The sequence below is a fragment of the Pinibacter aurantiacus genome (assembly GCF_019130065.1).
Lineage (GTDB): Bacteria > Bacteroidota > Bacteroidia > Chitinophagales > Chitinophagaceae > Pinibacter > Pinibacter aurantiacus.
Genome location: NZ_JAHSPG010000018.1, coordinates 545,105 through 571,096, shown reverse-complemented (window position 1 = coordinate 571,096; position 25,992 = coordinate 545,105). Strand labels below are relative to the sequence as shown.

The window sequence follows — 25,992 nt, the reverse complement described above, 5'->3', positions numbered from 1 at the left end:
AGCACAAAAATTTGGATGCTTTAAATACACATATTTCATTCCCCGGAATGCTATTGAATATCTATTTGTTGCATTTGCGCAGTTGATAGCATGGATGTGCTTACAACCAACACTCCACTCCTGTCGTTTGCATCGAAATAAAAACTATTTGCATCGAGTGCTTCTTTACTGTTTGCCTTTCTCAATTGTTTTCCGTTCAACACTACAGTGGCAGGCGCTTTCGTTGTATGGATCTGCAGCAGATAACTTCTCTGCAAATACTTCCCTTTGTAATTACCCACAGCAGGATGAATGCGCACCGTTGTTTTACTGGTTTGTGTTACTTCAATTTTTGTGGTAGCAAAAGCTCCCTTACGATATTCGCGTGTTAAGCCATCATCTTCGTACATATTAAAAGTTGAATGGCCTGAAGGATAAATATCCAGGGTTAAAGTGTCAGCACGTTTTTCTCCATCATAATTCATTTCCGGGTACATGGGAATAATGGCGCCTTCTCTTACAAACAGCGGCAATTTTTCCAATGGCGCATCATAGTTGCGCAGCCATTGTTTGCCCTCATGTATCTCTCCACTCCAGTAGTCGTGCCATTTTCCTGCCGGTAAATAGATGCTGTCACGCACTATTTCCTTCTTGTAAACAGGTGCAACAAGCAGTGATGGGCCGGCCAAAAATTCATATTGTGTCAGCGTTCCCTTTGTAACAGGATCGTTGGGATACTCGAGTACCAGTCCACGTGTGGCGGGAACGCCTGTTTTGTAGGCATCATAGCAAAGCGTGTACATGTAAGGCGTCATGCGCATTTTCAGGCGCAGGTATTTGCGGTTGATGCTGGTATAGGGCTCTCCGTATATCCACGGCTGCTTGTCGTGTTTTGCCCAGCCGCTCATCACCATCAACACCGGAATAAAACATTTCCATTGCATGTCACGCACGTAGGTGGAATCGCTGCCGCCGAAAATGCCGTCAATATCACTGGACGCAGCATTTTGCGCAGACAGACCGGAGCCAATGAATGTTGGAATATGAAAACGAATGTATTCCCATGAACCAGACTGGTCGCCGCTCCAAACGGTGCTGTAGCGTTGCGTGCCCGCCCATCCCATTACGCTCCAGACATAGCCACGGGCATTGCTGTTTTGCTCGATGCCATTGTATGAAGCTTTGCATCCATCAAGTGCATATTTATAACCTGGCCCAACCCATGCTACATCGAGCTTGCAAAGCCTGGTGCCATACTGGCCCACTTCTGTTGCTATTTTGGAAACGCCGTTCTCTGTCCACAAACCTGTATAGAAGCCCCTTTTGTGCAACTCGCTAACAACACTATCCAGTTTTACATAGCCGCAACCATAGCCATCGTTTGGCAATATCCATCCACGAGGCATGTCATGTTTTACATATTCATCTGCTACTTTCCAGATTACATCCGGAGTTGTTTGTGGTTTTTTATCACGTGCCGGTTTGTTGTAACAGTTTGCATCACCAAGGCTCAGCGCCCAACGCGGCATCAGGAAAGGTTTTCCGGAAATATCTGTGTAACCATTCAAAATCGCTTTTAATGAAGGGCCATAAAAATAGAAAGCGTCAAACCTGTTTTCATCATGCGAAAGCTTCACCGTATCCTTAAAACTATACAGGCCTGCATCAAATGTATTTCTTAATACGCCATAACCTGCGGTGCTCATGTAGAATGGTGCAGGGTTGGCTCTTCCTCCATCGTTCCAGCCGCCACCTTTTTCTATCATGATGTCTTTCCCTTTATGAGAGAAGTAACCATTCTGCATTCCACACCCATAAAAATATTCGTCTGCCCGGGAAGCTAGTGTTTGTACGGTTTTAGCTCCTGAAGTGATCGGCTTCAATTCCTGCCACAGCATTGTGCGATCAGAGGCATCATACATGGCAAAACGCAACGGTTGTTTGTATACCCTTACAACAAATTTGCCTGTAGATAACGCATAATATGTGCCCTTGTCAACAGAACTGACTTTTGTATTTTTTTGCGGATCGCCCACTACAATATCCCCATGCGCAGGTTCTGTAAAATCTCCATCCGGAGCCAGCCATAAACGGAAAATATCATCACGGTAAAAGATCAGTTTCAATTTACTAATGCCTGAAGCAAGGTCAAATGTATTGCCATTCTGTTTGTATGCTGTCAACTTTCCCAGCGTAGATGCTTCTGCATTTGCCTTGATGGCAAGGCTATCGTTGCTTTTGTTTTCATCTCCCGGATAGTCAATTACAAACTTAAATGAGTGGGAAGGTTTGCCGGCAAGGTTCTCCGCCGGGAATGATATATCCTTGTCCTTACCGGGCTCCCAGCCTTCTGAAGAAACGTCCACAATTTTTTTAATTGTCTTTGTTCCATCAATGGTGCCGCGCACTTCAAAGCTTTTGGTTATTGGCTTTGATCCTGCATTCTTAATACGCAATGTTATAATGTCGTGATCAGTAAAATGATTGGACGTTTCGTTGTGTGAAAGAAGTTTCACCACCGCCACATCATTATTATAAGCCTCTGCAAGCGTGATATCATCTACCATCCAATACCAGGCCATCATTCCCTTCCAGTAAAAACGGAGGAAAACCTTTGGCTGATGTGCTGCCCATTTTGAAATGTTTATTTCTTCTTTCAATGGTGCAAACATATCGGTAGCAGACGCTGCGCCACCGCGAACATCCCACTGTTGCCAGTGAATGCTGTCAGTGCTCACACCTACGAACATGCCGCTGGTATCATTTTGTTTGTAATCCCACCAGCGAAACTTTTGCTGAAAGCGAAGTATAACGGATTCTTTCTGCGAGCAATCGATTGGCGCAGATACAACATAACCATCAGGGTAGTTTTTCTTTTTTGCCCACCAGTCTACATCTTCATCTGTAAAATAACCTGCCTGGAATTGAAGATGATAACCACGGCTTTCAGAGGCTATCGGTGGCGCCTGCTGTTGGTATTTATAAGAACCTGGATATGGCTGATCGGTCACTATCCATTGCGGATCCCAAACGCCTACGGCCGGCTTGTACCAACCTTTTGGCAGCTCTGGCGATGAAAAACTTTCTTTATAAAACACTTTTGTTTGCGCCGTTAACGTTAAGTTTGGCGACAATATAATCAAGATAAAAGCTGCGATAATGGCGAACGATCTTTCCCTGGTCATTGACAAAAAAATATTTAGGAACACTAATAATCATTCAAGGTAACACTACTGCAGCCATCAGCGCAACGCAAACGATTGTGTCATTTTGTACAGGTTTTAAGCAAATGGTAAGAATTGAATGAAGGGTGGTTAATAGTATTCATCTCTTTAATTTCCATTGGCTGAAGGCAGAGGGCAATAAATTATGTTTTAACATTCTTCAATTTCATTTGCTGTCATCATACTAAATCTTCAGGGATCTTCGATAGCCCTTTAGAAAGTCGCAAATACTTCATCTCTCTAGTGTCCGTTGGCTGAAGCCAGACGGCAATGAAGTATGTTGTTGCATTCTTTAATTTCATTTTACTGTGGAAATACTAAATCTTCAGGAATTTTCAAATAACACTCTGGAAGGTTTCAAATACTTCATTGCCGTCTGGCTTTAGCCAACGGAATAAAGTATTCTATGAAAGATTTTTCAAGTTAACCGATTGCAGTTTTTGTAAACATTTAAAATCGATCGCCAACTCAGAATAGTATCTAATTATTCCATTCTGTTTTTTGTACAGTAAAAATTAAATATATATTCGCGTTCAAACTGCTGCTTGCTTGTGCGAAGTCTGAACCGTGATTTACTGGATGACGAAGTAAAACTGCTTCTTGAGAAAATAGCCAATGCCGACGAATCGGCGTTCAAGCTCCTTTTTGATCTATATCACCGCAAAGTATTGTTTATCGCTAAGAAGATTTTAAAGGAAGAAACCTATGCTATTGACGCATTGCAGGAAGTTTTTATTAAAATCTGGATAAACAGGAGCAAATTACCTGACATCGAAAACTTTGACGCTTATTTTAATGCACTGGTTAGAAATTGCATGTACGATCATTTGAAGAAACATGCTTTCCTTGGCTTGATGGAAAATGCCGTTGGAGAAGACGTTGAAACGGAAGATGGAAATACCTTGAACATTGTGCTGGGAAAGGATTTGCAGAATACGATCGCGCAGGCACTAGAGCATTTGCCACCGCAACAAAAAAGGGTGTTTGAACTGAGCCGCTTTGAAGGATTAAAGTATCATGAAATTGCCGACCTGCTTCATATTTCAAAAGAAACGGTAAAGAAACATATCGTCAGGGCTTCCAGGTTTGTTAAGGGTTATCTTATCTCCCACGGTCACATGGTGCTCCTCTGCACGCTTATAAATTTTTTTTAAGAACGAGTACCCCTCTTTTTTATTTAGCGAGTCTTTTTAATTACAGGGTTTATAACCCGAGTTAAAAAACCGCATAAATGAATGATCGCCTCGCCGAATTTCAACAACTGTTTGACAAGTATGTGAATAATAACTGCACAGAGAAAGAAAAGCTACAATTCTTTCAATACGTGCAGGATGAACAGTTCCGACCCGTTATACAAGAAATGATTAACCTGCAAATGCAGCAGTATAATGCATTGCAGGATAGCGGGAGCCTTTCGGAATCAGATGAAATTTTCAACTCCATCATTCACGCTGTTAAAGAGACTCCTTCTGCAGCTCCTGTAAGAACCATTAGAACCTTTACGAAATACTGGTTCGGGGCCGCCGCTATTTTCTTACTGTTCCTCGGCGGTGCCGCTGTATGGCTTGTTAAATACAAAAACAATACAACTCCATCTTACGCAATAAAACAAGCTGATGTAGCTGCGCCTTCCGCCAGCAATGCCACGCTTACTTTAGCTGATGGTTCACAAATTGTTTTGGACAGTGCACAAAGTGGAAAAATTGCTGCACAGGGAAATACAAACATTCAAAAACTCAAAAACGGATCAATTGCCTACAATGAAGAAAGCGGAAGTGATCGCCTGCAATACAATACAGTAGCGGTTCCCAGGGGAAGCAAAATTCTCAGCTTAACACTTTCAGACGGAACCAAAGTCTGGCTCAATGCGGCGTCCTCTTTAAAGTTTCCGGTTTCATTTGTTGGCCATGACAGGCATGTTGAAACAACCGGAGAAGTGTATTTTGAAGTGGCGCAAAATAAAGCGAAACCTTTCAAGGTTACCAGCAATAATATTACGGTGTCTGTATTGGGAACGAGTTTCAATATGAACACCTATGATGATGAACCTCAAAGTAAAATAACCTTGCTTGAAGGATCGGTGAGAGTGGACAAAGCCGGCCTGCCTTCCTGCCTGTTAAAACCAAATGACCAGGCGTCTATTTCCTCTACAATGACCAAAACGGAAAATGTAGATGCAGCCGCTGTTATAGCCTGGAAGAACAATAAATTTTATTTCGGCGAAGCGACAGATATCAGCAGTGTGCTGCGGCAAGTTGCAAGGTGGTACGATGTTGACGTGGTGTATAAAGGCAGCGAAATTGAGGGCCATATCGGAGGATCTGTTTCGAGGGACCTGCCTCTTTCTAAAATAGTATCCATGCTGGAAATGACCGGAACTTATTCATTTAAAATAGAAGGAAAAAAACTGATCGCACAACAAAAAAACAAGTAGAGACTTCTGCCAAGTAAAAACCGGAAGTACTGGTACTACTCCCGGCGGAATTAGGCTAAACATAAAGTCTGATAGAGTTCTCCATTATTTAACCTAAAAAGTAAATGTATGCCTTTTTTAGCCAATGTCTTTCAAAAAAGACGGCAAAAATTAACATGGTTATTGCCCATGAAATTAACGATTGCTTTGCTGCTTATGAGTGTTCTTGCTGTGAACGCTAAAACTTTTTCCCAGATTACCATAAAGGAAAAAAACATTCCGCTTTTGAAGGCTATTGGCCTCATTCAAAAACAAAGCGGCTTTGACTTTCTGTACAATTCCGAAATGATCCAGAGGCAGAGCAACATTTCTCTTTCGCTTCAGAATGTGAGCATTCAAGAAGCATTGAATGCCTGCTTTAAAAACCTGCCGCTCAGTTATGCCATTGTTGATAGAACGGTGATCATTAAGTCCGCTTCCACATTGGTTACTTTACCGGGTGCAATAACGGAATCGTCTGCACCAGTTGGCATTATTAAGGGCCACGTAACGGATGAAACCGGTAAGTCTTTGGCGGGCGCGACCATTGCCATAAAAGGTACAACAATCGGCACATCAACTGATGCTGATGGAAATTTTAATTTGACTATAAAGGATCCGCAAAACGCGATCCTCGTCATTTCTTTCATAGGTTATAAAACACAGGAAATAAGCCTGCTGAATAGAACCACGATAACTATTGTATTGCAGGTGTCGCCTGACTTGCAGCAACAGGAGGTTGTAGTGGTGGGTTATTCTACACAAAAGAAAGGAAGCTTAACTGCAGCTGTTACCACCATCAAACCGGAAGATGTTCGCATGAACTCTTCTCCTTCGATTTCAAATGCGCTTGCAGGTGTTTCTCCTGGTTTGGTTATCAACAACCGTTCTGGTAAACCGGGTTATGATGATGCACTGATGCTCGTTCGCGGATACAACACGTTTGCAAATGGTTCAACCGGCGTAGGCCCGCTGATCGTTGTAGACGGTATTCCTGACAGAAACATGAACAGGGTCAACCCCGCTGATGTTGAAAGCATAACACTCCTGAAAGACGCGTCAGCAGCTATTTACGGTGTACGTGCCGCAAATGGAGTTGTGCTGGTTACAACTAAAAGGGGTAAATCAGGCAAGCCGGTTATTCAGTATGATGGCAACATGGCCTTTCAGCACTTAACAAGAATTGCTCCTCGTGTGAACGCATGGCAGTACATGACTTACTACAATGAGCTTGCTGTTATCAACGGAACACAAACGCCATACGATCCAGAAGAAATTGAGAAATATAAAGCTGGCAATGATCCTGATTATACGAGCACGGACTGGACGGACCAGGTGTATAAAGCATGGGCGCCGCAAACCAGCCACGCCTTATCGGTTTCAGGTGGTTCAGACAATGTTCGCTACAATGTTTCCGGTCAATACATCAATCAAAAAAGTAACTACAGCAATAGCGACTTGTCTTACCAAAATTTCAACCTGCGATCCAATATTGATATCAGGGCAAATAAATACATCAAGTTCAATGTTGACCTCGCTGCATGGAAAGAGACTTCAAAGAATCCTGCGATTGATGATGGAAGCATCATGCATGAAATGATTAGCATTTATCCATTCATACCTGTGTACTGGAAAAACGGATTGCCATCCGGTGGCTTGGGTTATGGTAGAAACCCTGTGCTGATGAGCTCTACAGAACCTGGCTATAACAACATTACCTACCTGACCTTTAACCCAAAACTGGGAATTGACATTCAACTTCCATTCATTACAAAAGGTCTTTCAGTAAGCGGTTATGGTGCTTTTGATAACATCAACACGTTCAATAAATTTTATAAAAGACCTTGGCACGCCTATTCCTACAACAAGGCTACAGATACTTACACGGACCAATACAGCAGCACTGCATTGAGCCAGATCACGCAAACGAGTTCCCAGTCTGCTGAAAATACATTGTTTCTAAAGCTTGGATACGACAGGCAGTTTGGCGATCATAACGTAAGCGCTTTTGCTGCTTATGAACAAACAACCTACAACAACACCAGTACAACGGCTCAGCGCCAGGACCTTTTGGGATCAAGTTTGGATCAACTGTTTTCCGGCGCGGATCTTAACCAAATGGGCACAGGCTCTGCATCGCAGTGGGGCCGCGCCAGTTATTTTGGCAAAGTTGATTATGCGTACAAAGGAAAATATTTAGCCAATTTAATTTTACGATACAACGGTTCATTCAATTTTGCTCCGGACAAACAATGGGGCCTGTTTCCCGCGGTGGCACTGGGCTGGCGCATTTCCGATGAAAACTTTTTCAAGCCTTTGTTGCCTGTTATCAACAACCTTAAACTCAGGGCTTCATGGGGTATCATGGGTAGTGATGCTGTTGCTCAATATTACTACATGACGAAGTATGGTATTGTTACCAATCCGGCTTACTACACCTACTTCTCAGATTCTTATACGCAGTCTACCAATCTCTCCCCTTCTTCAGTTCCTAATCCTAACATTACGTGGGAAAAGCAAGACACGAGAAACCTTGGTGTTGACATGACATTGCTGCAAAACAAACTGAACATCACTTTCGATGTATTCAGAAACTATCGCAGTGATATATTGGCGCAACCCTTATCGTCAGTGCCTCAATACACAGGGCTTACATTGCCTTACATGAACATTGGCAAGTCGCTCAATCGTGGGTTTGAGTTTGCAATAAACTACAGGCAGGCGACCAACAGGGCATTTCAATATAGTGTTGGCGTGAATCTTACTTATGCGAGAAGCAAAGTTATTTACCAGGACGAATCACCCAATATTCCTGCATGGCAGCAATATACCGGCCACACCGTTGACTCATGGCTGACGTATAAAACAAGCGGCATCTATCATACACAGGATGAAGTTTTGAAAAGTCCTCACCTTCCCGGCGCTGGCCCCGGCGATCTTTGGATACAGGATATAGATCACGATGGGCAAATTACATCGAAGGATAAAGTGCGTATTGACTATGGCGTGAAACCAAGACTGTCATTCGGTCTTCCATTGTCTTTCACTTACAAAGGATGGAGCCTTAACATGATATTCGCGGGGCAAACCATTGCAAAGGTTCAGATACGTCCACAGGCGCAAAGTGCTGTAGTTGTTCCGCCAACGTGGGTGTATGATGACAGGTTTGTTTCAACAGAAGCAACGCCTGATGCGAAATTCCCAAGAGCGAGCAACAATGGTGATTCAAGAAACAACGTAGATGCTGACCTGTATGTAAGAGATGCTTCCTTCCTCCGTTTAAAGAACGCGGAGCTTTCATATATTTTCACCGACAATGATTTTTTAAGAAGGATCGGCATTTCGCAGCTTAGATTATTTGTAGGCGGCTCAAATATTTTCTCCGTTGATGGATTGAAAAGATATGGAGTTGATCCTGAAAATACCAGCCTGACAGGGGTTTCTTATCCTCAAACCCGCACCGTTCGTTTTGGGCTGAATGTAAACCTGTAATAACTGCAAACAAACTTGTATGAAAAATATTATAAAATCTATTATAGCCATAGCAGTGCTATTACCAGCCTGCACAAAGAATGTTCTAAATAAACCACCACTTGATTCATATACCGATGCATCTGTGTGGACAGATCTTAGTCTCACTGAAGCATACGCAAACAACTTATACAATATCCTTCCTAATGTGCAGCATAATTGGGATAACAAATCAAGCCGCTCGTGGGCATTGTCTGCCGCTTGCGATGAAGGATACAACAAATTCAATGACTACAATGAATCTGTGCTGAACAAAGGAACATTAACGCCAGATAACTTAGGCAACTTCGACATATGGTCGCTTGAGTTTTACAACATTCAAAACTGCAACACCTTCTTGTCAAAAATTGATGCCGTGCCTGGTGATTCAAGTGTTCGTAATCGTTTGAAAGGTGAAGTGCTTTACTTACGCGCATTTGCTTATTATATGCTGGTAAGGGATTATGGCGGTGTGCCGTTGTTTTCAAAACCATTTGATCTCAACTCCAATTTCAAGGCCACACGTGCAAGTTTCGATGAGTGTGTAAGTTTTATTGTGGCAGATTGCGATGCAGCAGCAAATCTTCTTCCGGTTAATTATGCATCGAGCGATGCCAAGTATGGCAAAGCCACCAAAGGCGCATCCATGGCTTTAAAATCAACCATCTTGCTATATGCCGCCAGTCCTTTTTGGAACGACAACAAAGACGCTACCAAATGGCAGAAAGCTGCAGATGCTGCAAAAGCTGTTATTGACCTCGGTGTTTATCAGCTATACTCCGGCACACCTTACTGCCAGCTATTTGTAAAGCCGAATCCGGAGCTGATCATGGTTACTTTAAAAAGCGCCAAATACTCTAACAGCTATAGTGACTTCACCGGTATCGAAACATTTCTTGCACCAAACGGTTTTCACGGATGGAGCTCTTTTGCACCGAGCCAGCAACTGGTTGATGCATTTAATACGGCCGATGGAAAATTGATCACAGACCCTACTTCAGGTTACAACGATCAGAACCCTTATGCAAACAGAGATCCCCGTTTTTATAACGATATCCTTTTTGACGGCCGTCCCTTTGGAAACACCGCGTATTGCCAGGACAGGTACAGCGCTGGTGGCACAAGTGCCTGCCAGTTCTATGAAGGTGGCCTCGATTCAAAAACAGGTTTTGATAATTGGAACTATAGCTTAACGAGATATAGTTTTCGAAAATACCAGGACACTACTTTTAATTTCAACACAGGCTTAGGTGCCACTAACCACTTCTGGGTTATAAGCCGCCTGAGTGAAATCTATTTGAACTACGCAGAGGCACAATATAATCTTGGCAACTATGCAGAAGCTATCAAATATCTGAATCTGGTTCGCCAGCGTCCGGGCGTTAATTTACCGGCATTAGACGGATCGCTTTCTGGTGCGGAACTGTTTGCAAGAATACAAAACGAAAGGCAGGTAGAGCTATGTCTCGAAGGACATCGTTACTATGATGTTCGCCGCTGGAAAATAGCAGAAGGCACACAGAATGCAGGTTGTAGAGGCGTGACAATAACACTGAATGGTAATGTAAAATCCTATTCGTATGGTGTTATTCAAACGCGTGCATTTAACAGCCCAGCAAATTATTTGTTGCCTATACCAAGAGCGGAGATTCAAAGAACAAGCTTGCAGCAGAATCCGGGGTATCAGTAGAGAGCAATTAATAATTAATAATTAGTAATTAATATGGCGTCTCGCCGAAACCTTGTGATGGCCTCGTTTTGGGGTGTCGAAAGGTTTATCTGTGAAAGGACTGAAAACGGAGTGGTGAATTTTCTGATGACTGAAGCCCTGTTAATTATTAATTATTAATTATTAATTCCTCGCCTTAGTAACGATTTATAAAAAAAACGAACAATGAAACTCAACCATATTTTCATCATCTTATTTTTCATGAGCACAGCTTTTACTGCTTGTGAAAAAACAGCGGTGCAGGAAGCGCCCGCAACCGACAAAGCGATTTCTGATTTTAACTTTCTCTATAACTACGCGGATACTTCGTGGGCAAACAAAGGAACGTCCAACGAGATCATGAGTATTAAGACAAACGCGTTGATTCTGGATCACACAATTAATATTTCTCACGATACTATTTATGTAATACCAGATGTTCCCAATGGCGTGCCTAAGGGACAGCTTTCTAATATTAAACTTACACAGCTTTGGGGCACAGCGACCATAGCGGGCACGGCTTCCATCAATCCTGTTGGTAGTGCGCCTGTTTTGGGCACCCGAGGCGATTATTCCAAACCTGTTACATACGAAGTAACAGCCGCTGACGGTTCTACAAAGCAGTGGGTAATTGTTACAGCGCCATTGCCTGCACTTAATCCGTATGATGGTTATTATACGGCAACAGGTTCCCTTAAAGACTATGTAAACAGCGGCATCATTGGTTTTTATCCATGGAACGTTGTGTTGGCTACCACCTCTCCAAACAGTGTGGTGGTGATAGATCAGTCAGGCATAACCAACGACCGTTATCATTCGATATCGTTGAATGGCAGCAATTCAAACTATGGAGAATTCACACCGGTATTCACTTTTGATAACAACAACAATGTAACCTCGGTTACAAATTATTGGGGTCAACCATCTCCTTCACGCGGACGCTCTGCACAGATCGATCCTACCGGCATTAACAAATGGGACGCTGCCACAAAAACGCTGAAGGTCAAATACTGGATGCTTGAAAACGGCAACCAAAGAACGTCGTTCGATGAAGTGTATTCTTGGACGGGACAGAGATAATATGAATTAGGAGTTAGGAAATAGGAATTAGATGTTGTTTAGTTACACCGTTTGATGGAATATAGGGTGTTGCTTGTCATCCCGAGGGACGAGGGATCTGCGTGATTGTTTATGCATAATGTTCGCTAGTGTTAGACACAGATCCCTCCTTCGTCGGGATGACAAAGCGACTTGTTTTTAATTTTTCAAACAGCTTAACTAAACAACCTCCAATTCCAGAAATAATCATTCAACCATTAAACAAGCAAAATGATCAAACATAGCGGTGCGGCTATTTGTCTTCTGTTTTCAATGCTGCTGTTTGTTGGAAGTTGTAAAAAAAATGATTCCAATAGCAAACCAAATGGTAGTCCTGAGATCAGTATCTCAACTCCGCTTGATGAGCCAGCATACATTTATCTCGATGGCAAGTATACCGGCACTTCATATCCTGAAAAGAAAAGTATCACTGCAAGCAAAGGGCAACATACTATCGGACTGTCGTTGAAAAATTCAAACAAATATTTGTTGAAGAATCTGCAAGTTTCAGACAATATTTCTTTAGCATTTACGACAGCAGATCAACCAGTGGCCAAAGCCTGGAAAGCTTTGTGGATTGGCGTACAAACGGTGACAGCAACGATCAATAACACGCAGCAGCAATCGACGTTCACTACTGATGAGCTCAATGCATGTTTCGATTATTTTCAGTGGAGCATAAGCAATCATTTCATTCCATACTCTTACGGCACTATGAACTGGCAGGTAACAAGACAGGACATCACTGCACCAATGCCTTTGAACAATTACAATGACGGCACAGGCTATGTATTGAGTGATGCTACGGTGAGAAATGCTGTGGCAGGTATTTTACCCGGAAACTATGATTGCGTTTTCGTTTGCTGGAAACAAAAAGACGGTGCTGTAGATTTTGGAGGTAATTATTTCGGACTGGCGGGAACGGATCCTTTAAGTACCAATTTTAAAACAGGATATGTACAGGTGAAGTTTACGCAAGATCCCTATGCAACACTAAGCGACAAGATCAACAATTACAAAAACAATGACCCCGGCGTTTGGATACACGAATGGCTGCACACCGTTGGTGAACATTTTTATCAAAACAAAGGCTACACGTTGCCTTTGGCAAATCTCGGTGGCGGATTTTCCGTTCATGCAGCCGAAAGCTATGGCTACACCGCGCCGTGGATGAACTGGTACAAAGATTTTGTGTCAGGAAGAGTGCCTTCTTTAAGCGGAGGTTCTTATTTAGGAATTGGCCCTGAAACGCTTTTAAAATGCACTGTTCGCGAAACGGCCGTGGGATGTTCTAATTAAAAAAAACTTAAAAAATTCAAGTCAATAGTATTACGATGAAACGTATTTTAGTTGCAATAGCGAGCCTTATCGCTACAACAGCATCAGCACAAAAGTTTGAAGGGCTGGCTACGACACCACCCATGGGATGGAACAGCTGGAACATTTTCTGGACAGATATCAACGAAGAAAAGATCAAAGCCATGGCTGATCTAATGGTTTCAACAGGATTAAAAGATGCTGGTTATAACTACCTCGTGCTAGATGATGGCTGGATGTTGAAAGACAGAGACAGCGTGACCGGAGATCTCGTAGCTGATCCGAAAAAATTTCCCAATGGGATGAAAGCTGTTGGCGATTATATACACGCCAAAGGTTTGAAGTTTGGTATTTACAATTGTGCCGGAACCCTTACCTGCCAGGGACTCGCAGGAACAAGAGGCAATGAATACCAGGACGCTCGTTACTATGCATCCATCGGTGTTGATTACTTGAAATTTGACTGGTGCCACAGTGAAGGAATCAATGCGAAAGACGCTTACACCACCATGAGCAAAGCAATTCAAAAAGCAGGTCGTCCGATGATCTTTAGTCTTTGCGAATGGGGCAACAACAAGCCCTGGGAATGGGGCAAACCTGTGGGTCAGCTGTGGCGCACAACTGAAGATATCTACCAGGTGTTCGATGGCTACCACGACTACGGAACATGGAAAGCCAACGGGGTAATGACCAATGCAGACCTGAATGAAAAGCTGAGAAGTTATTCAGGCCCCGGTGGTTGGAACGATCCCGATATGCTGGAAGTAGGAAATGGCATGACGATGAATGAAGACAGGGCACACTTTTCTATATGGTGCATAATGGCTGCGCCGCTTATGATGGGCAATGATCTTAGAAAAATTTCCAACGAAACGCTTAGTGTGTTCTTGAATAAAGATGCCATTGCTGTTGATCAGGATCCCTTGGCTATACAAGGATTCAGGTATATGCAAAAAGATAGCATGGAAGTGTGGGTGAAGCCTTTGACGAATGATGAGTGGGCGGTTTGCTTTTTAAATCGCAAAACCTCGCCGCAAAATTTTCAATTCAACTGGAAGACGCAAACCATTGAAGATACACTGGTTCACAAAACTTTGGATATGAACAGTACTGTTTATAATTTATACGATATATGGCAAAAGAAAACAACAGGCACTACCGCAAAACCATTTTCTGCAACGGTTCAGGCGCATGATGCATATTTTTTCCGCTTGTCCAAAAAAGCAAAATAGCGGTATCGGGCGTTTTTTTTAGTGTAGGCAGTTTCGTGATTTATGGAATTACGAAATGGTTTTTGATACCCTATTTTTGACGTGTCGCTCCTACGGAGCTGGTATTTTGTTTGCCATTATGATTTGCAGTGCTACGAACGTTTAGCTCCTACGGAGCTTTCAAGCTCTCTGACGTTGAAATAACCCCGTAGGGGTTAAATGTTCGTAGATCAGGTAAGCCTTTCAGAAAGTAAAAGCCAGCTCCGTAGGAGCGACATGTTAAACTACAAGACGTTTTGAAAATGATAAACATTCAAAACCAAATGACTGGCGGCAGAGCTCTGCACTAGTTAGATTTTAATTTGATCCGAATAAAAATCGGCGATAAAAAGATAGAAGACATGATGAATGTAAAAATGCTTTTGACAACCCTGGCAACCTTTGTGTGCTGTATCGGTATGGCACAAATGAAGAAAACAAACGCTACACCGCCCAACGGTTTTGCCACTGTTACACTTTCAGGAAAACACCTCACCATTCGCTATGACGGTGAAGAAATCTTTTATGGAGATATTAATCTCGATGCCAAAGATTTCTACATAAGAGAAGCTAAAGACAACGAGGCGGGAAAAATCTCTCATAGCATTTCCATCACCTCACGGAAACAACAATCAATTAAACTCAACGGAACGATAGCGGCAAGCGGACAATCTTTTCCCTGTGAAGAAAATCGCGGTTGGGGAAGCTCGCTGGTGCGCCATTCTGTGGGATTGAGTCATAGCTTGCTGAACAAAGCGGTATATGACAGAAAGAAAGACTGGGCCTTATCTGTAGAGCAAGCCAATGTTGTGATTACACCTTCTGTCGCTGCAAGTACAGGTAATAAATTCAATGTTGTTATCACCGGCGATGAAATTGTTTTTCTGTTTAAGCCACACTACTATCAGCATCATAGAGGACTCTCCTATTTTGAACCATGGAAGTATGATGTTTGGCAAAAGCCTGTTGTAGGCTGGAGTTCATGGTATGCCTACTTTAGCAAAGTGAACGAGAAAAACGTACACGATATAACTGATGTGTTAAGCAACAAGCTGAAAAAATACGGACTCGAATATATTCAGATCGATGATGGCTACCAACAGGAAACTGCAGAACCTGCTAAGTGGACGACCCCTAACGATAAGTTTCCTTCCGGAATGGATGGCCTTGCCGATTATATAACCAATAAAGGTTTGAAGCCGGCTATATGGACGAATGTTGCATTCACCAACAAATCCTATGTCGATAACCATAAATCGTTTTTCCTTAAAGATGCCAAAGGGGAACCTGTTACAGGTCGCTGGGTGGGTTATGTAATGGATGGTTCAAATACTATTGCGATGGATTCTCTGGTGAAACCCATTTATAAATATTTCAAACAAACCGGATGGAAGTATTACAAACTGGATGCTTTGCGTCATTTGCGATATGAAGGATACAACAGCAACAACAATTATTTCACCGCTAAAAAAACATCCGGCACAGAAGCATTTAGAAATGTTGTGAAGGCTGTGAGATCTGAAATTGGCAAGGATAATTTTTTGTTGGCTTGCTGGGGAATCCGTCCGGAATTGGTGGGCATAGTTGACGGATGCAGAATTGGAAACGACGGCTACGGGATTCAATCTCTAACCCAGTACAACTCATTTAACAATGTAATATGGCGCAACGATCCAGATCATATTGAATTAAGTGAAAAAGTAGCGTACCCTGCGTGTATGGCAACTTCCATGACGGGTTCGTTATTTCTGTTAACTGACAAACCAGAAAAATATCAAACGCCTATTATCGATGCGGCCATCCGTTCCATACCTGTGATGCATACAGTGCCGGGACAACTGTACGATATTGACCCTTCCTGCTCGATGTATCTCGACAGGCTGAATTCAACTGTAAGCGGTTCCATGGAGCGAGTATTTGATGCCCGCTACAAATCGCCATACGACTTGTTTTTGCTTGAAATGAACAAAGTCTATGAAAGTTGGATGTTGCTTGGTCGCACGGGCAAAAGCCAATCATCCATTTCATTTGCAGAAATGGGGTTGGATAAAAACAAACAGTACCTCGTGTTTGAGTTTTGGACAAAATCATTTAAAGGTGTGTTCAAAGAAGGGTTTCAGTTCGGCGATATGGATACCACTTACAACTGCCAACTGTTTACAGTGCGTGAAGATCAACATCATCCGCAATTAGTGGCCACCAACAGGCATATTTCAAGCGGTGGTCTGGAAATAGATAAGCTGGACTGGAACAACAATGCACTTAACGGTCAGTCTCAGTTAGTTGCCGACGATCAATACATCATATACATTTACGAGCCCGAAGGGTTTTCTTTTAAGGACTTTAAATGCCCGGAAGCCGTTGTGGTAAATAATCAAAAACGAGGCAACATTCGAAGTATAACGATACAGTCAAACACAGCCAAAGCTGTGGAATGGACAGTGAGCTATTAGTGTTTACTTTTGTCGTAAACAAAAAATCCTTTGATCAGGTTTGATCAAAGGATTTTTTTATGTCGCTGCGTCGTGGTAATGAGATTGCTTCGTCCTGTTTGTGTCATTTTGAATTTGCTTTAATAGTTCATCATTCATTCTCCATAGGGACTCGCAATGACACGAAACTATAGGACGTTGCAACAACTGATTGGTTGACAAAATAAAACAAGATCGTGTCGTCATTGCGAGCCACAGCGCACTTGGCGTGTATGTATGCATACGGGCTACATACACAGAGGTAAGCGTGGCGAAGCAATCTCGCAAAGTGCGTGGAGATTGCTTCGACCGCTTGTCGTACTTCGGATTCTCCTTTATTACTCAAGCATTTTTTCTCCACAGGTCTCGCAATGACGGTTCGGCCTTGCTCAACAAGCTATTAATTGATTGTTGAGCATTTAATACATGTCAGCACGCCGCATCGTCATTGCGAGCCCCTGAGAAAAATGAAGATTGTAAAAGGAAGGTGTGTTCAAGCCTGAAGCAATGGGGCGAAGCAATCTCATCGTGACGAATGATTAGATTGCTTTAAACAGCTTGTGCCTGGACAGCGTCGATCGCATTTGCAATCGATGATTCTTTTACAGGGTCTTCTGCTACTGCGGGCCCGCGTTTACTAAGCTCACTCCCCTCTTTCTTCGATTTAAAAATGGGCCATAGAAACTGTGCATACCATTCTTCCTGTTTGTAGTGTTTTGTTCCAAACGATTTTGGATATTTCCTTGTAATGATGCCGGTGCCAAACATTACGTCCCATATAAAGAACATGTTTCCAAAATTGCCTTTAAAAAATCCAACGCCATCACCTGATGTATCGGCGTGATGGGCCTGGTGCGTTGCCGGTGTGGAAATCAATCTTTCCAACACCCATGCGATGGGATGCAGTACTTTGTATTTGTAAAAAGGTTTGTCCCATGCAATGCTTGAGTGTGCGCTTAACGTGATAGCAGTTTTAATTACTGTTACAAATAGCGCAGCATACCCCAAGCCTAAATACACCAATGCTGCAGTAAGGTAAATTTGAGAAAAGAAAACTGTGTATATGAAATTTTGACGAGATGCCATTGCCATGCCCATGTAAGGAGCGGAATGGTGTGTGCGATGAAATCTCCAAAGGAATGTCACCTGGTGGTGCAACCGGTGATACCAGTACTGTGTGAGATCATCTGCAATAGCTATGATGAAAACGCCGCCCCAGAATGGCACCCATGAAAATTCATTTTTAAGGCCCGGCAAAAGCCATGGCAGTGCCTGCAAACTGAAGAACGCTGTAACCGGTACCAGCAATACTTTTGGTGCAACAAAGCAAACGATATCGATCGCCCTTTCCGATTTTGTCCACTTGTTGTCATACAAGCCAAGCGCAAACTCCGCGATGCCAAGAACAAAGGCGATCACAAGAAACCCCCATGTTTGTAAATTTTTAAACACGGGTTCAATGAAGTGAAAAAAGCCGGGCAGGTCAACAGTTTGTGGTGTATGTGTATTGTGCAGCCACGGCGCCTCTCCTTTCAGTTTAAAGTAAAGATACACAGCGAGCACCGGCAGTGTATAAATGAACAGGCTGATGAGCATATCTCTCGTCCTGTTTTTTGCAAGTGATTGTTGTTGTGCCATGATGTTGTTTTTTATTTCAGTAAATAATGACTGATAAGCCATAGGCCGCCACCTATGATCAGCAATGGAACGATGGTAAGCGCAAAGCCTACGAGTATTTTTTTGGTGAGAATGTTTACGTCATCCATTTGCATAGTTGTTAATTTTTTGTAGAAAGTGGAGAGTTGAGAGTTGAGAATGGAGAGTGAAAAGTGAAAAGCCGAATGATCAAATTCACTCTCAACTCTCAACTCTCCATTCTCAATTCTCAACTACTTTAACCCTGTCGCATTTCCATTATTATGTATCCTCCGCGAGAACACATCTTCCCAATCGATGAATGGATAGATGTTGTATTTTTTTGCATCTGCATCGAACAATGCCTGCAACTCTTTTACTTTCTCCGGATATTTTTTTGCAAGGTCCACGCGTTCAGTAGGATCTTCGTTGAGATTGTAGAGCTCCCACACATCATTGTCGTAGTTTTTAGCAATGGAGTCTTTGGCTTCGCCGGCGAATTTATTCAAGTCCAGAATATCCGGATGGTGTGCTGCTGCAGCTTTCCAGCCATCTTTGTAAATGGAGCGTGAACCGAATATATAGTAGTACTGCTGCGTGTGTCTTGATGGTGCTTTTGCATCATTAACAGAATATACCAAAGATGTTCCTTGTATCGTGTCCTGTTTTATTTCGCGTATGTATTCCGGTGCTTTTATACCTGCGAACTCAAGTGTTGTTGGTAAGAGGTCCGTTACGTAACCATACTGCGTGCGTATGCCACCTTTGTCTTTGATACCGTTTGGATAAAAAACGATGAGTGGATTTCTTGTGCCACCTTCAGATTGCGCATCCATTTTCCAGAATCTGAAAGGTGTATTTGCTGCCTGTGCCCAACCAAGTGGATAGTTTACAAATGATTCAGGAGTGCCAATCTGCTCAATGCCATTTTCGTTTAACTCAAGATATTTTTGTGCAGTAACACCACCGGATGCAAACGAAGTGCCACGTCCTCTAATTGCACCAAACTGAGTGCCTTCCTTGCTTGCGCCATTGTCTCCAATCAAAACAAAGATCAACGTGTTATTAAGCTGATTGATCTGCTTAAGGTAATTGACTACTCTTCCCACCTGGTAATCTGTATAAGTAAGATAGCCCGCATACACTTCAAAGAATCTTGCGTATAATTTTTTCTGCTCGGCGGTAAGTGAGTTCCATGCGGGAATTTTTGGATTGCGTTCCGGAAGAACCGCATTGGCAGGAATTACACCCAGCTTCTTTTGTCTGTCAAATACCTGTTGTCTGAATGCATCCCAACCTTGATCAAACTTTCCTTTGTACAAATTGCTCCATGAAGTATCCACCTGGTGCGGCGCATGTGTTGCTCCTGGCGCATAGTACAGGAAGAATGGTTTGCTTGGTGCAGCTTTCTTTTGTTTTTCAATATAACTTATCGCTTTGTCTGTAAGCTGTTCGCTGAAGTGACGACCATCCGGTTTTATGTGGCTGTTGTCTTCCACCAGGTTGGTTTTATAGTTGTCATCTTCTGAGCCAAGAAATCCGAAATAGTGTTCAAATCCTTTACCTGTGGGCCAACGGTCAAACGGGCCTGCATCAGAAGCTTCTTCGTCGGGCGTTAATCCGTATTTGCCAACTGCAAAAGTATTGTAACCATTCTCTCTCAATATCTCTGCAATGGTACCATCTTTCGAAGGTATGCGTCCGTCGTATCCCGGGAAGCCCGCAGATAAAACGGTGTGTGAAAAGCCTCCTTCGTGCACTGAGTGATGGTTGCGACCAGTTAATGCTGCGGCTCTTGTTGGCGCGCAAATGGCGGCTGTATGAAAATTCGTGTATTTGAGACCGTTAGCTGCAAGGCTATCAAACACCGGTGTGTTGATAAGTCCGCCAAACGTACCCGTAGCGCCAAAGCCTACATCATCCAGCACGATCCAGATCACATTGGGTGCGCCTTGCGGAGCCTTCACAGGCTGGGGCCACCATTCTTTAGAGTCTGCCAGTGTTTTGCCGACAACGCCCTGGTAAGGCTGTGCAGTTTGCTGCGAATGGGCTGCAGTTACAGAGGCCGTTAATGTGGCCATGAGTATTGCGTGATAAAATTTGTTTCTTCTGAGTTTCATGTATGTATTAGTTTATGGATGGATTGCAAAAGTTGTTAGTTCCCCTCCCAGCCTGGGTTTTGTTTCAGGTTTGGATTGGTTTGGATCTCTACCAGCGGAATCGGATACAAAGTGTCCTTTGCTTCAATGCCTGCCTTTTTTGCCGCAATAACTTTTAATGCATCTACGAGGTAAGGCTGACCGGTCTGCGTATTTACACCGCGTCTCACCAGGTCGAACCAGCGCTGCCCTTCCTGTACAAACTCTTTTCTTCTTTCAAGAAAAAGTGTATCGCGGAAATCTGATTGATTAAGCCCCGGCGTTACATCATGCGGTACACCAGCATATGCGCGTGTGCGCACAAGGTTGATGGCTGTGTAAGCATCTGCGGTAGGGCCTCCGTTTATTTCATTTAATACCTCTGCATACAACAAAAGAATATCTGCATAGCGAATTACCGGGAAGTTCACTCCACTTGGGTTTTGCGGAGCCAGTGGGGTTAAGCTGTAGTCCACAAACTTGTTTAAGTAAGGAGTGTACGCGTTGTTGAACACAACATTTGCTCCGGTAGATGAATTGTAAACAGTTGTATAAAAACTTACACCCTTGCGTGTATCCGCATCTTCAAAGATTTTTACTACACTGCTATCCGAAATACAATCGATCGGAAACACACCTGTGTTAAACGATGTAAAGCTGCTGCTTAGGTACTGCGTAGTGTTGGCTGCGCCCAGGCCCGTTGCAAACTGCGCGGAGAAAATATGTTCTACACCGTTCTTTGTCGCCTTTTGAAATGCATCTTTATAGTTAGAAAACAGTCCGTAATTATAGGTGCCTGTTGCGCCGGGGAATGTTCCTGCGTTCAAAACTTTTTGCAATTCTTTCAATGCATTCGGCCAGTCTTTGCGGGCCACGTACACTTTTGCCAGCAACGCATGAGCCGCGCCACTTGTAGCTCTGCCGGTATTTGCAGCAGAATAGGTTGCAGGTAAATTGGTAGCGTCAGTAAGGTCAGTTATGATCTGTGCATATACTTCATCTTTAGAAGCGCGGCTTGCATGCACAAGATCATTCACGCCAGTTGTTGTTGCATCATGCAATACCAATGGCACGCCGCCAAACAACCGCACCAGATTAAAGTACAGCAGTCCTCTTATAAACTTTGCTTCCCTGATGAGACGAGGTTTTAATGTCGTATCGCTAAACTGCCCGACGGGAATATTGGCAATATTATCAATTGCAACATTCGCTTTGCTGATGCCATAGTAGTGTTGCTGCCAGTTCTTCTGAATGCGGCTGTTGGCAGACACATAAGTAGCCGTGCCAAGTGCACGCACATCAGGATTGGTGTTGCTAGGACTGAAATTCTGATTGTCGCTGTTGTTATCCGTGAGCAAGTTCAACTGGCGTCCATACATTGGAAAGTCGCCTGCAGGATCGCTGTTCAATGTGTTGTACGCCGCTGTTACAGCCGTTACTGCATCGGAAGATGTTTTGTAGAACTGAGAAGCGACAATAACGCCGGAAGGATTCTCAGTCAGCTTGTTGCACGACATCAATAAGATTGTCGCTGCAAAAGGTAGTTTTATATAAAGGGAAATTCTTTTCATTGCATTATTCATTTAATAACTAAAAGGTTACTTTAAGGCCACCCAGGAAAGTTTTAGAAGATGGATAGATACCATAATCTATACCGGCCTTGGTATTGTCTGCGTCGTAGTAGTTTGCCTCAGGATCGTAGCCCGTGTACTTGGTGATGGTGAACAGGTTTTGTGCAGAGATGAATAGTCTCAACTGTGTTGCATGTAGTTTAGACAGCACGCTGATAGGAAAACTATATCCAAGTGAAATGTTCTTCAACCTGATGTAAGATGCATCTTCAATGTAGCGGTCAGTCACTTGCGTTACCGGAGCGTTCGTTGCTCTTGGCATAGTTCCGTTTGGATTCGATGCACTGTATCTTTCCAATTGCGTTGAAGGGCCGTTGGTTGTTAACGTTGGCCTTTCCAGGTTTTGCGCCAATTGGTTAAACAGTTTGTTTCCGTAAGAACCTTGCAGTAAGAAGGACAGATCAAATCCTCCATAGTTAAGCGTGTTGGAAAAACTTGCAGTGAACTTTGGTTGCGCACTACCGAGGTAATGTTTGTCAGCACTGGTGATAACGGTTGTGCCTTCTTTAAGCGGCAGGTATTTTCTATCTCCCACTGTTTGTGATACGCCGGATAACAATGGCACTCCTTTATCGATGTCAGCTTGCGTTAACAAACCATCGGTTGAATAACCCCAGAATGCTCCCACAGGCAATCCCACTTTAACGATCACAGGTGATACAAGACCAATAGGTGCGGTAGGGAAATAACTATTCACACCCGGTTCAAGCGCCAGAACTTTGTTGCGGTTGAGTCCAAACACAATGGTAGACGACCATAGGAATTTCTTTGTAACAATGTTCTGCGTATTCAGTGCCAGCTCTATGCCTTTGTTTTCTACGCTTCCGATATTTTCGAGTTTGGTAGCATAGCCTGTATACAAAGGCAATGGTACATTCAGCAAGAGGTCGGTTGTTTTCTTGTAGTACGCATCAAATGAAAAGTTGATGCGGTTGTGCAGAAGGGCAACATCCAGACCTGCGTTGTATTGCGTGGTTGTTTCCCATTTCAGGTCAGGGTTGCCCAACTGATTTGGTGAAAGTCCCGTAGCAAGTGTTTGCGGCGAACCGAAATAATAATTGGTAGGCGTTAAAGAAGGCAAAGAACTGTATGGCGGAATATTTGAGTTACCTGTTTGTCCAGCCGTTACACGAAGTTTTAAACTGTTGATCGTGTTGTCAACATGCTTGAAAAAGTCTTCCTTGTCTACGTTCCATGACAAACCAATGGAAGGAAAATATCCCCACTTGTTGTTTTCTCCTAACTGAGAAGCGCCATCCGCTCTTTCGGAAATGGTGACGTTGTATTTATGCAAATAAGAATAACTAACTCTTGCCAAAAATGAATTCTGCACCTGGTCGCGGCTACTGGAGGTAGGCAGATTGGCCGTTCCGGCAGATGCGAGGTTGTTATAAGTGGTGATGTTGTTGCTGAACTTTTGCGCTGAAGCCACCGCCGATTCTCCGTGTTCAGATTTTGTGGTGTAACCTGCAAGTGCAGTTAAGAAATGCTTGTTATTAAAAGCATGCTCGTAGGTAAGCGTATTTTCATTTAACCAGATAGTAGCCGCCGCGCTACCCACTGCTGCATAACCGCTTACAGAATAACCAGTGCCACTAGCGCCTGCAGGCGAACCCGCATAAGTTGGTGAGTAATAGTTCTGTTTGCTGTTAAGGAGATCAACGCCTGCTGTAACTTTTAAAGTAAGCTCTTTTGTGAACTTATATTCACCTGCAACATTCGCCAGCAAACGTGTAACGGTCGTTTGGTTGATGGTGCTTACCAAATCCTGGATTGGGTTGGTAGACGAAAGTAAAGCGCTGGTAGTGTTGTATGTACCATCAGCATTTTTTATAGGAGCTGCGGGTGATGTGAACAATATGCTTGAGAATCCACCACCTGGTTGGGAGGACGAGTTGTTAATATTCGCGTTTCCAAAAGGTGCATTTACCTTGGCTCGACTTCCAAAAACATTGGTGCTTATCTTGAACTTGCTGGTAACATTTCTTTCGTAGTTAATACGACCACTAAAACGTTTGAAACCTGAATTTAAAATGATACCATCCTGGTCATAATAGTTTCCGGAGATAAGAAATCTTGACTTCTCATCACCGCCGGAAACTGACAGTTCGTGATTTTGCTGAAATGCTTTTCTTAACGCGGCACTTTGCCAATCAGATCCCACGCCTAACGCTGCAAGCGCTGAATCGCTGTAGGTGATGGGCTTTCCATCACTTCTGTTAATGTCATTTACCAGTGCACCCCACTGCGAAGCGTTTAGCAATGATAGCTTTTTTGAAACAGTTTGGTTGCCAAGGCTATTACTGTAGCTTATTTCAGTAGAACCCTTTCTACCACGTTTTGTAGTAATGATCACAACGCCATTGGCACCATTCGATCCGTATATAGCTGTTGCCGATGCATCTTTCAATACGTCAATGGATTCGATGTCACTTGGATTGATGGTTGAAAGGGCATTGATGCCCGGGCCATTTGCAGCGCCGGTGTTAACGTAGCCATTGTTGTTGTACACAATAAATCCGTCAATCACATACAACGGGTCATTACCGAATGAAATTGAGTTGCCGCCACGAACGCGAATGGTTGATGTAGCACCCGGCTGACCAGAACTTTGTGTTACTGTAACCCCGGCAACAGAGCCTTGCAAAAGGTTATCAAAGGAAGGGGTTTGTTGCGTCAGTAAATTTTTAGGAACAGAAACAACGGAGCCTGTAATGTCGCTTCTGCGTTGGGTTCCATAGCCAACAACGACCACTTCGTTTAGCTGTGTTTGCCCCTGAACAAGATTCACCTTTATGCCTGAAACATCTACCCTGGTTTCGTATGTTTGGTACCCCGTAAAGCTTACAATGATTTCTGCGGGTAATTTTTGGCCTGTTCTAAAGGCAAATTTTCCGTTCTTGTCGGTAATTACCTGGTGTGTGGTTCCTTTTAACTGAACAGTTGCGCCTTCCAGGGGCACGTGCGTTTTACTATCTATAATGGTTCCTTCAAATACTGCATTGATGAGCGGTTCCGGTGTTGACTGAGCGAATGTCGCAAAGGGATAAAGTAGTAAAAACCATATTCCTAACAGGAAATGTTTTTTCATTACATTTGATTTAGTAATTAAATAATAGGCCACTGCCTGTGGTAATCCGCAGGTCGTTATGCAAAGCCTTGTTTGATTCAGGCCGGTGCTGGTACGAACAGTTCCGGCCATCTTTTTTAAAAAGTTGGATTATTTTCTTCTACAAATCATAAGCAGGTAGTTGTTTAATGTTGGTTGATAAATAGCACTACAGGGAGAATTTCTTCGCCTTGAGTTTCTTTCCTTAAAATGAATAGTAAATAATAGAGGACGGGGCAGGTATGCCTAACAACAGCAGCAGCAAGCAGGTCGTGGGTATGAAAATTTCATCACATCGTTACGTTGCGTAACATTAACCAGTATTGTATTGATCGTGTGCATACTTTACTTATTGAACCAAAAGTAATATCTTTTTTAATAGTCTACAAATTTAGTAGGATTATTTTTTTATTTTTTTTAACGAAGGAAATCTTCAATATTAATATTGGTAACGCAAGGTTATGTACTTG

General features: G+C 43.1%; 14 protein-coding genes. 8 read left to right on the top strand and 6 right to left on the bottom strand.

Translation table 11 applies throughout. The features are described from left to right. Positions 1–50: 50 nt before the first annotated feature. Positions 51–3,164: a TIM-barrel domain-containing protein gene (locus KTO63_RS25715; protein ID WP_217795107.1), complete on the bottom strand. Its 3,114-nt coding sequence runs from the start codon at positions 3,162–3,164 to the stop codon at positions 51–53. A gap of 590 nt (positions 3,165–3,754) precedes the next feature. Here KTO63_RS25715 and KTO63_RS25710 point away from each other — a divergent pair. From KTO63_RS25710 to KTO63_RS25675, 8 genes are all read left to right on the top strand, one after another. Then, positions 3,755–4,357, top strand: a complete 603-nt coding sequence (locus KTO63_RS25710) for an RNA polymerase sigma factor (RefSeq protein ID WP_217795105.1) — start codon at positions 3,755–3,757, stop codon at positions 4,355–4,357. 77 nt (positions 4,358–4,434) lie between these two features. Then, positions 4,435–5,637, top strand: a complete 1,203-nt coding sequence (locus KTO63_RS25705) for a FecR family protein (RefSeq protein WP_217795103.1) — start codon at positions 4,435–4,437, stop codon at positions 5,635–5,637. Between the two features lie 168 nt (positions 5,638–5,805). Continuing rightward, positions 5,806–9,147, top strand: a complete 3,342-nt coding sequence (locus tag KTO63_RS25700; protein ID WP_217795101.1) for a TonB-dependent receptor — start codon at positions 5,806–5,808, stop codon at positions 9,145–9,147. Between the two features lie 19 nt (positions 9,148–9,166). Then, positions 9,167–10,855, top strand: coding sequence for a RagB/SusD family nutrient uptake outer membrane protein (locus KTO63_RS25695; protein ID WP_217795099.1), 1,689 nt, complete (start codon positions 9,167–9,169; stop codon positions 10,853–10,855). Positions 10,856–11,059: 204 nt separating this feature from the next. Beyond that, a complete protein-coding gene (locus KTO63_RS25690; RefSeq protein ID WP_217795097.1) occupies positions 11,060–11,953 on the top strand; it encodes a DUF5018 domain-containing protein in 894 nt (297 codons plus the stop codon). A 249-nt stretch (positions 11,954–12,202) separates the two neighbouring features. Continuing rightward, positions 12,203–13,270, top strand: a complete 1,068-nt coding sequence (locus tag KTO63_RS25685; RefSeq protein ID WP_217795095.1) for a hypothetical protein — start codon at positions 12,203–12,205, stop codon at positions 13,268–13,270. Between the two features lie 35 nt (positions 13,271–13,305). Beyond that, positions 13,306–14,520, top strand: coding sequence for a glycoside hydrolase family 27 protein (locus KTO63_RS25680; RefSeq protein WP_217795093.1), 1,215 nt, complete (start codon positions 13,306–13,308; stop codon positions 14,518–14,520). A 380-nt stretch (positions 14,521–14,900) separates the two neighbouring features. Then, positions 14,901–16,991 (top strand): glycoside hydrolase family 36 protein, encoded by a 2,091-nt coding sequence (locus KTO63_RS25675; RefSeq protein WP_217795091.1) that lies wholly within the window; start codon positions 14,901–14,903, stop codon positions 16,989–16,991. A gap of 567 nt (positions 16,992–17,558) precedes the next feature. On the opposite strand, the gene KTO63_RS25670 is transcribed toward KTO63_RS25675, so the two are convergent. From KTO63_RS25670 to KTO63_RS25655, 5 genes are all read right to left on the bottom strand, one after another. Continuing rightward, a complete protein-coding gene (locus tag KTO63_RS25670) occupies positions 17,559–18,647 on the bottom strand; it encodes a sterol desaturase family protein (protein WP_217795089.1) in 1,089 nt (362 codons plus the stop codon). An 11-nt stretch (positions 18,648–18,658) separates the two neighbouring features. Next, a complete protein-coding gene (locus tag KTO63_RS26415) occupies positions 18,659–18,781 on the bottom strand; it encodes a hypothetical protein (protein WP_262902034.1) in 123 nt (40 codons plus the stop codon). A 117-nt stretch (positions 18,782–18,898) separates the two neighbouring features. Continuing rightward, positions 18,899–20,764, bottom strand: a complete 1,866-nt coding sequence (locus KTO63_RS25665; RefSeq protein WP_232373339.1) for a sulfatase-like hydrolase/transferase — start codon at positions 20,762–20,764, stop codon at positions 18,899–18,901. Positions 20,765–20,799: 35 nt separating this feature from the next. Further along, positions 20,800–22,353, bottom strand: a complete 1,554-nt coding sequence (locus KTO63_RS25660; RefSeq protein ID WP_217795087.1) for a RagB/SusD family nutrient uptake outer membrane protein — start codon at positions 22,351–22,353, stop codon at positions 20,800–20,802. A gap of 19 nt (positions 22,354–22,372) precedes the next feature. Continuing rightward, positions 22,373–25,504 carry a SusC/RagA family TonB-linked outer membrane protein gene (locus tag KTO63_RS25655; protein ID WP_217795085.1) on the bottom strand — a complete coding sequence of 1,044 codons (3,132 nt, stop codon included), beginning with the start codon at positions 25,502–25,504 and terminating at the stop codon, positions 22,373–22,375. Positions 25,505–25,992: the final 488 nt, after the last annotated feature.

Excerpts from the sequence above, each read along its gene's own strand:
- KTO63_RS25715 (WP_217795107.1), bottom strand. The coding sequence starts at position 3,164 with ATGACCAGGGAAAGATCGTTCGCCATTATCGCAGCTTTTATCTTGATT.
- KTO63_RS25705 (WP_217795103.1), top strand. The coding sequence starts at position 4,435 with ATGAATGATCGCCTCGCCGAATTTCAACAACTGTTTGACAAGTATGTG.
- KTO63_RS25700 (WP_217795101.1), top strand. The coding sequence starts at position 5,806 with ATGAAATTAACGATTGCTTTGCTGCTTATGAGTGTTCTTGCTGTGAAC.
- KTO63_RS25695 (WP_217795099.1), top strand. The coding sequence starts at position 9,167 with ATGAAAAATATTATAAAATCTATTATAGCCATAGCAGTGCTATTACCA.
- KTO63_RS25690 (WP_217795097.1), top strand. The coding sequence starts at position 11,060 with ATGAAACTCAACCATATTTTCATCATCTTATTTTTCATGAGCACAGCT.
- KTO63_RS25685 (WP_217795095.1), top strand. The coding sequence starts at position 12,203 with ATGATCAAACATAGCGGTGCGGCTATTTGTCTTCTGTTTTCAATGCTG.
- KTO63_RS25680 (WP_217795093.1), top strand. The coding sequence starts at position 13,306 with ATGAAACGTATTTTAGTTGCAATAGCGAGCCTTATCGCTACAACAGCA.
- KTO63_RS25675 (WP_217795091.1), top strand. The coding sequence starts at position 14,901 with ATGATGAATGTAAAAATGCTTTTGACAACCCTGGCAACCTTTGTGTGC.
- KTO63_RS25670 (WP_217795089.1), bottom strand. The coding sequence starts at position 18,647 with ATGGCACAACAACAATCACTTGCAAAAAACAGGACGAGAGATATGCTC.
- KTO63_RS26415 (WP_262902034.1), bottom strand. The coding sequence starts at position 18,781 with ATGCAAATGGATGACGTAAACATTCTCACCAAAAAAATACTCGTAGGC.
- KTO63_RS25665 (WP_232373339.1), bottom strand. The coding sequence starts at position 20,764 with ATGAAACTCAGAAGAAACAAATTTTATCACGCAATACTCATGGCCACA.
- KTO63_RS25660 (WP_217795087.1), bottom strand. The coding sequence starts at position 22,353 with ATGAAAAGAATTTCCCTTTATATAAAACTACCTTTTGCAGCGACAATC.
- KTO63_RS25655 (WP_217795085.1), bottom strand. The coding sequence starts at position 25,504 with ATGAAAAAACATTTCCTGTTAGGAATATGGTTTTTACTACTTTATCCC.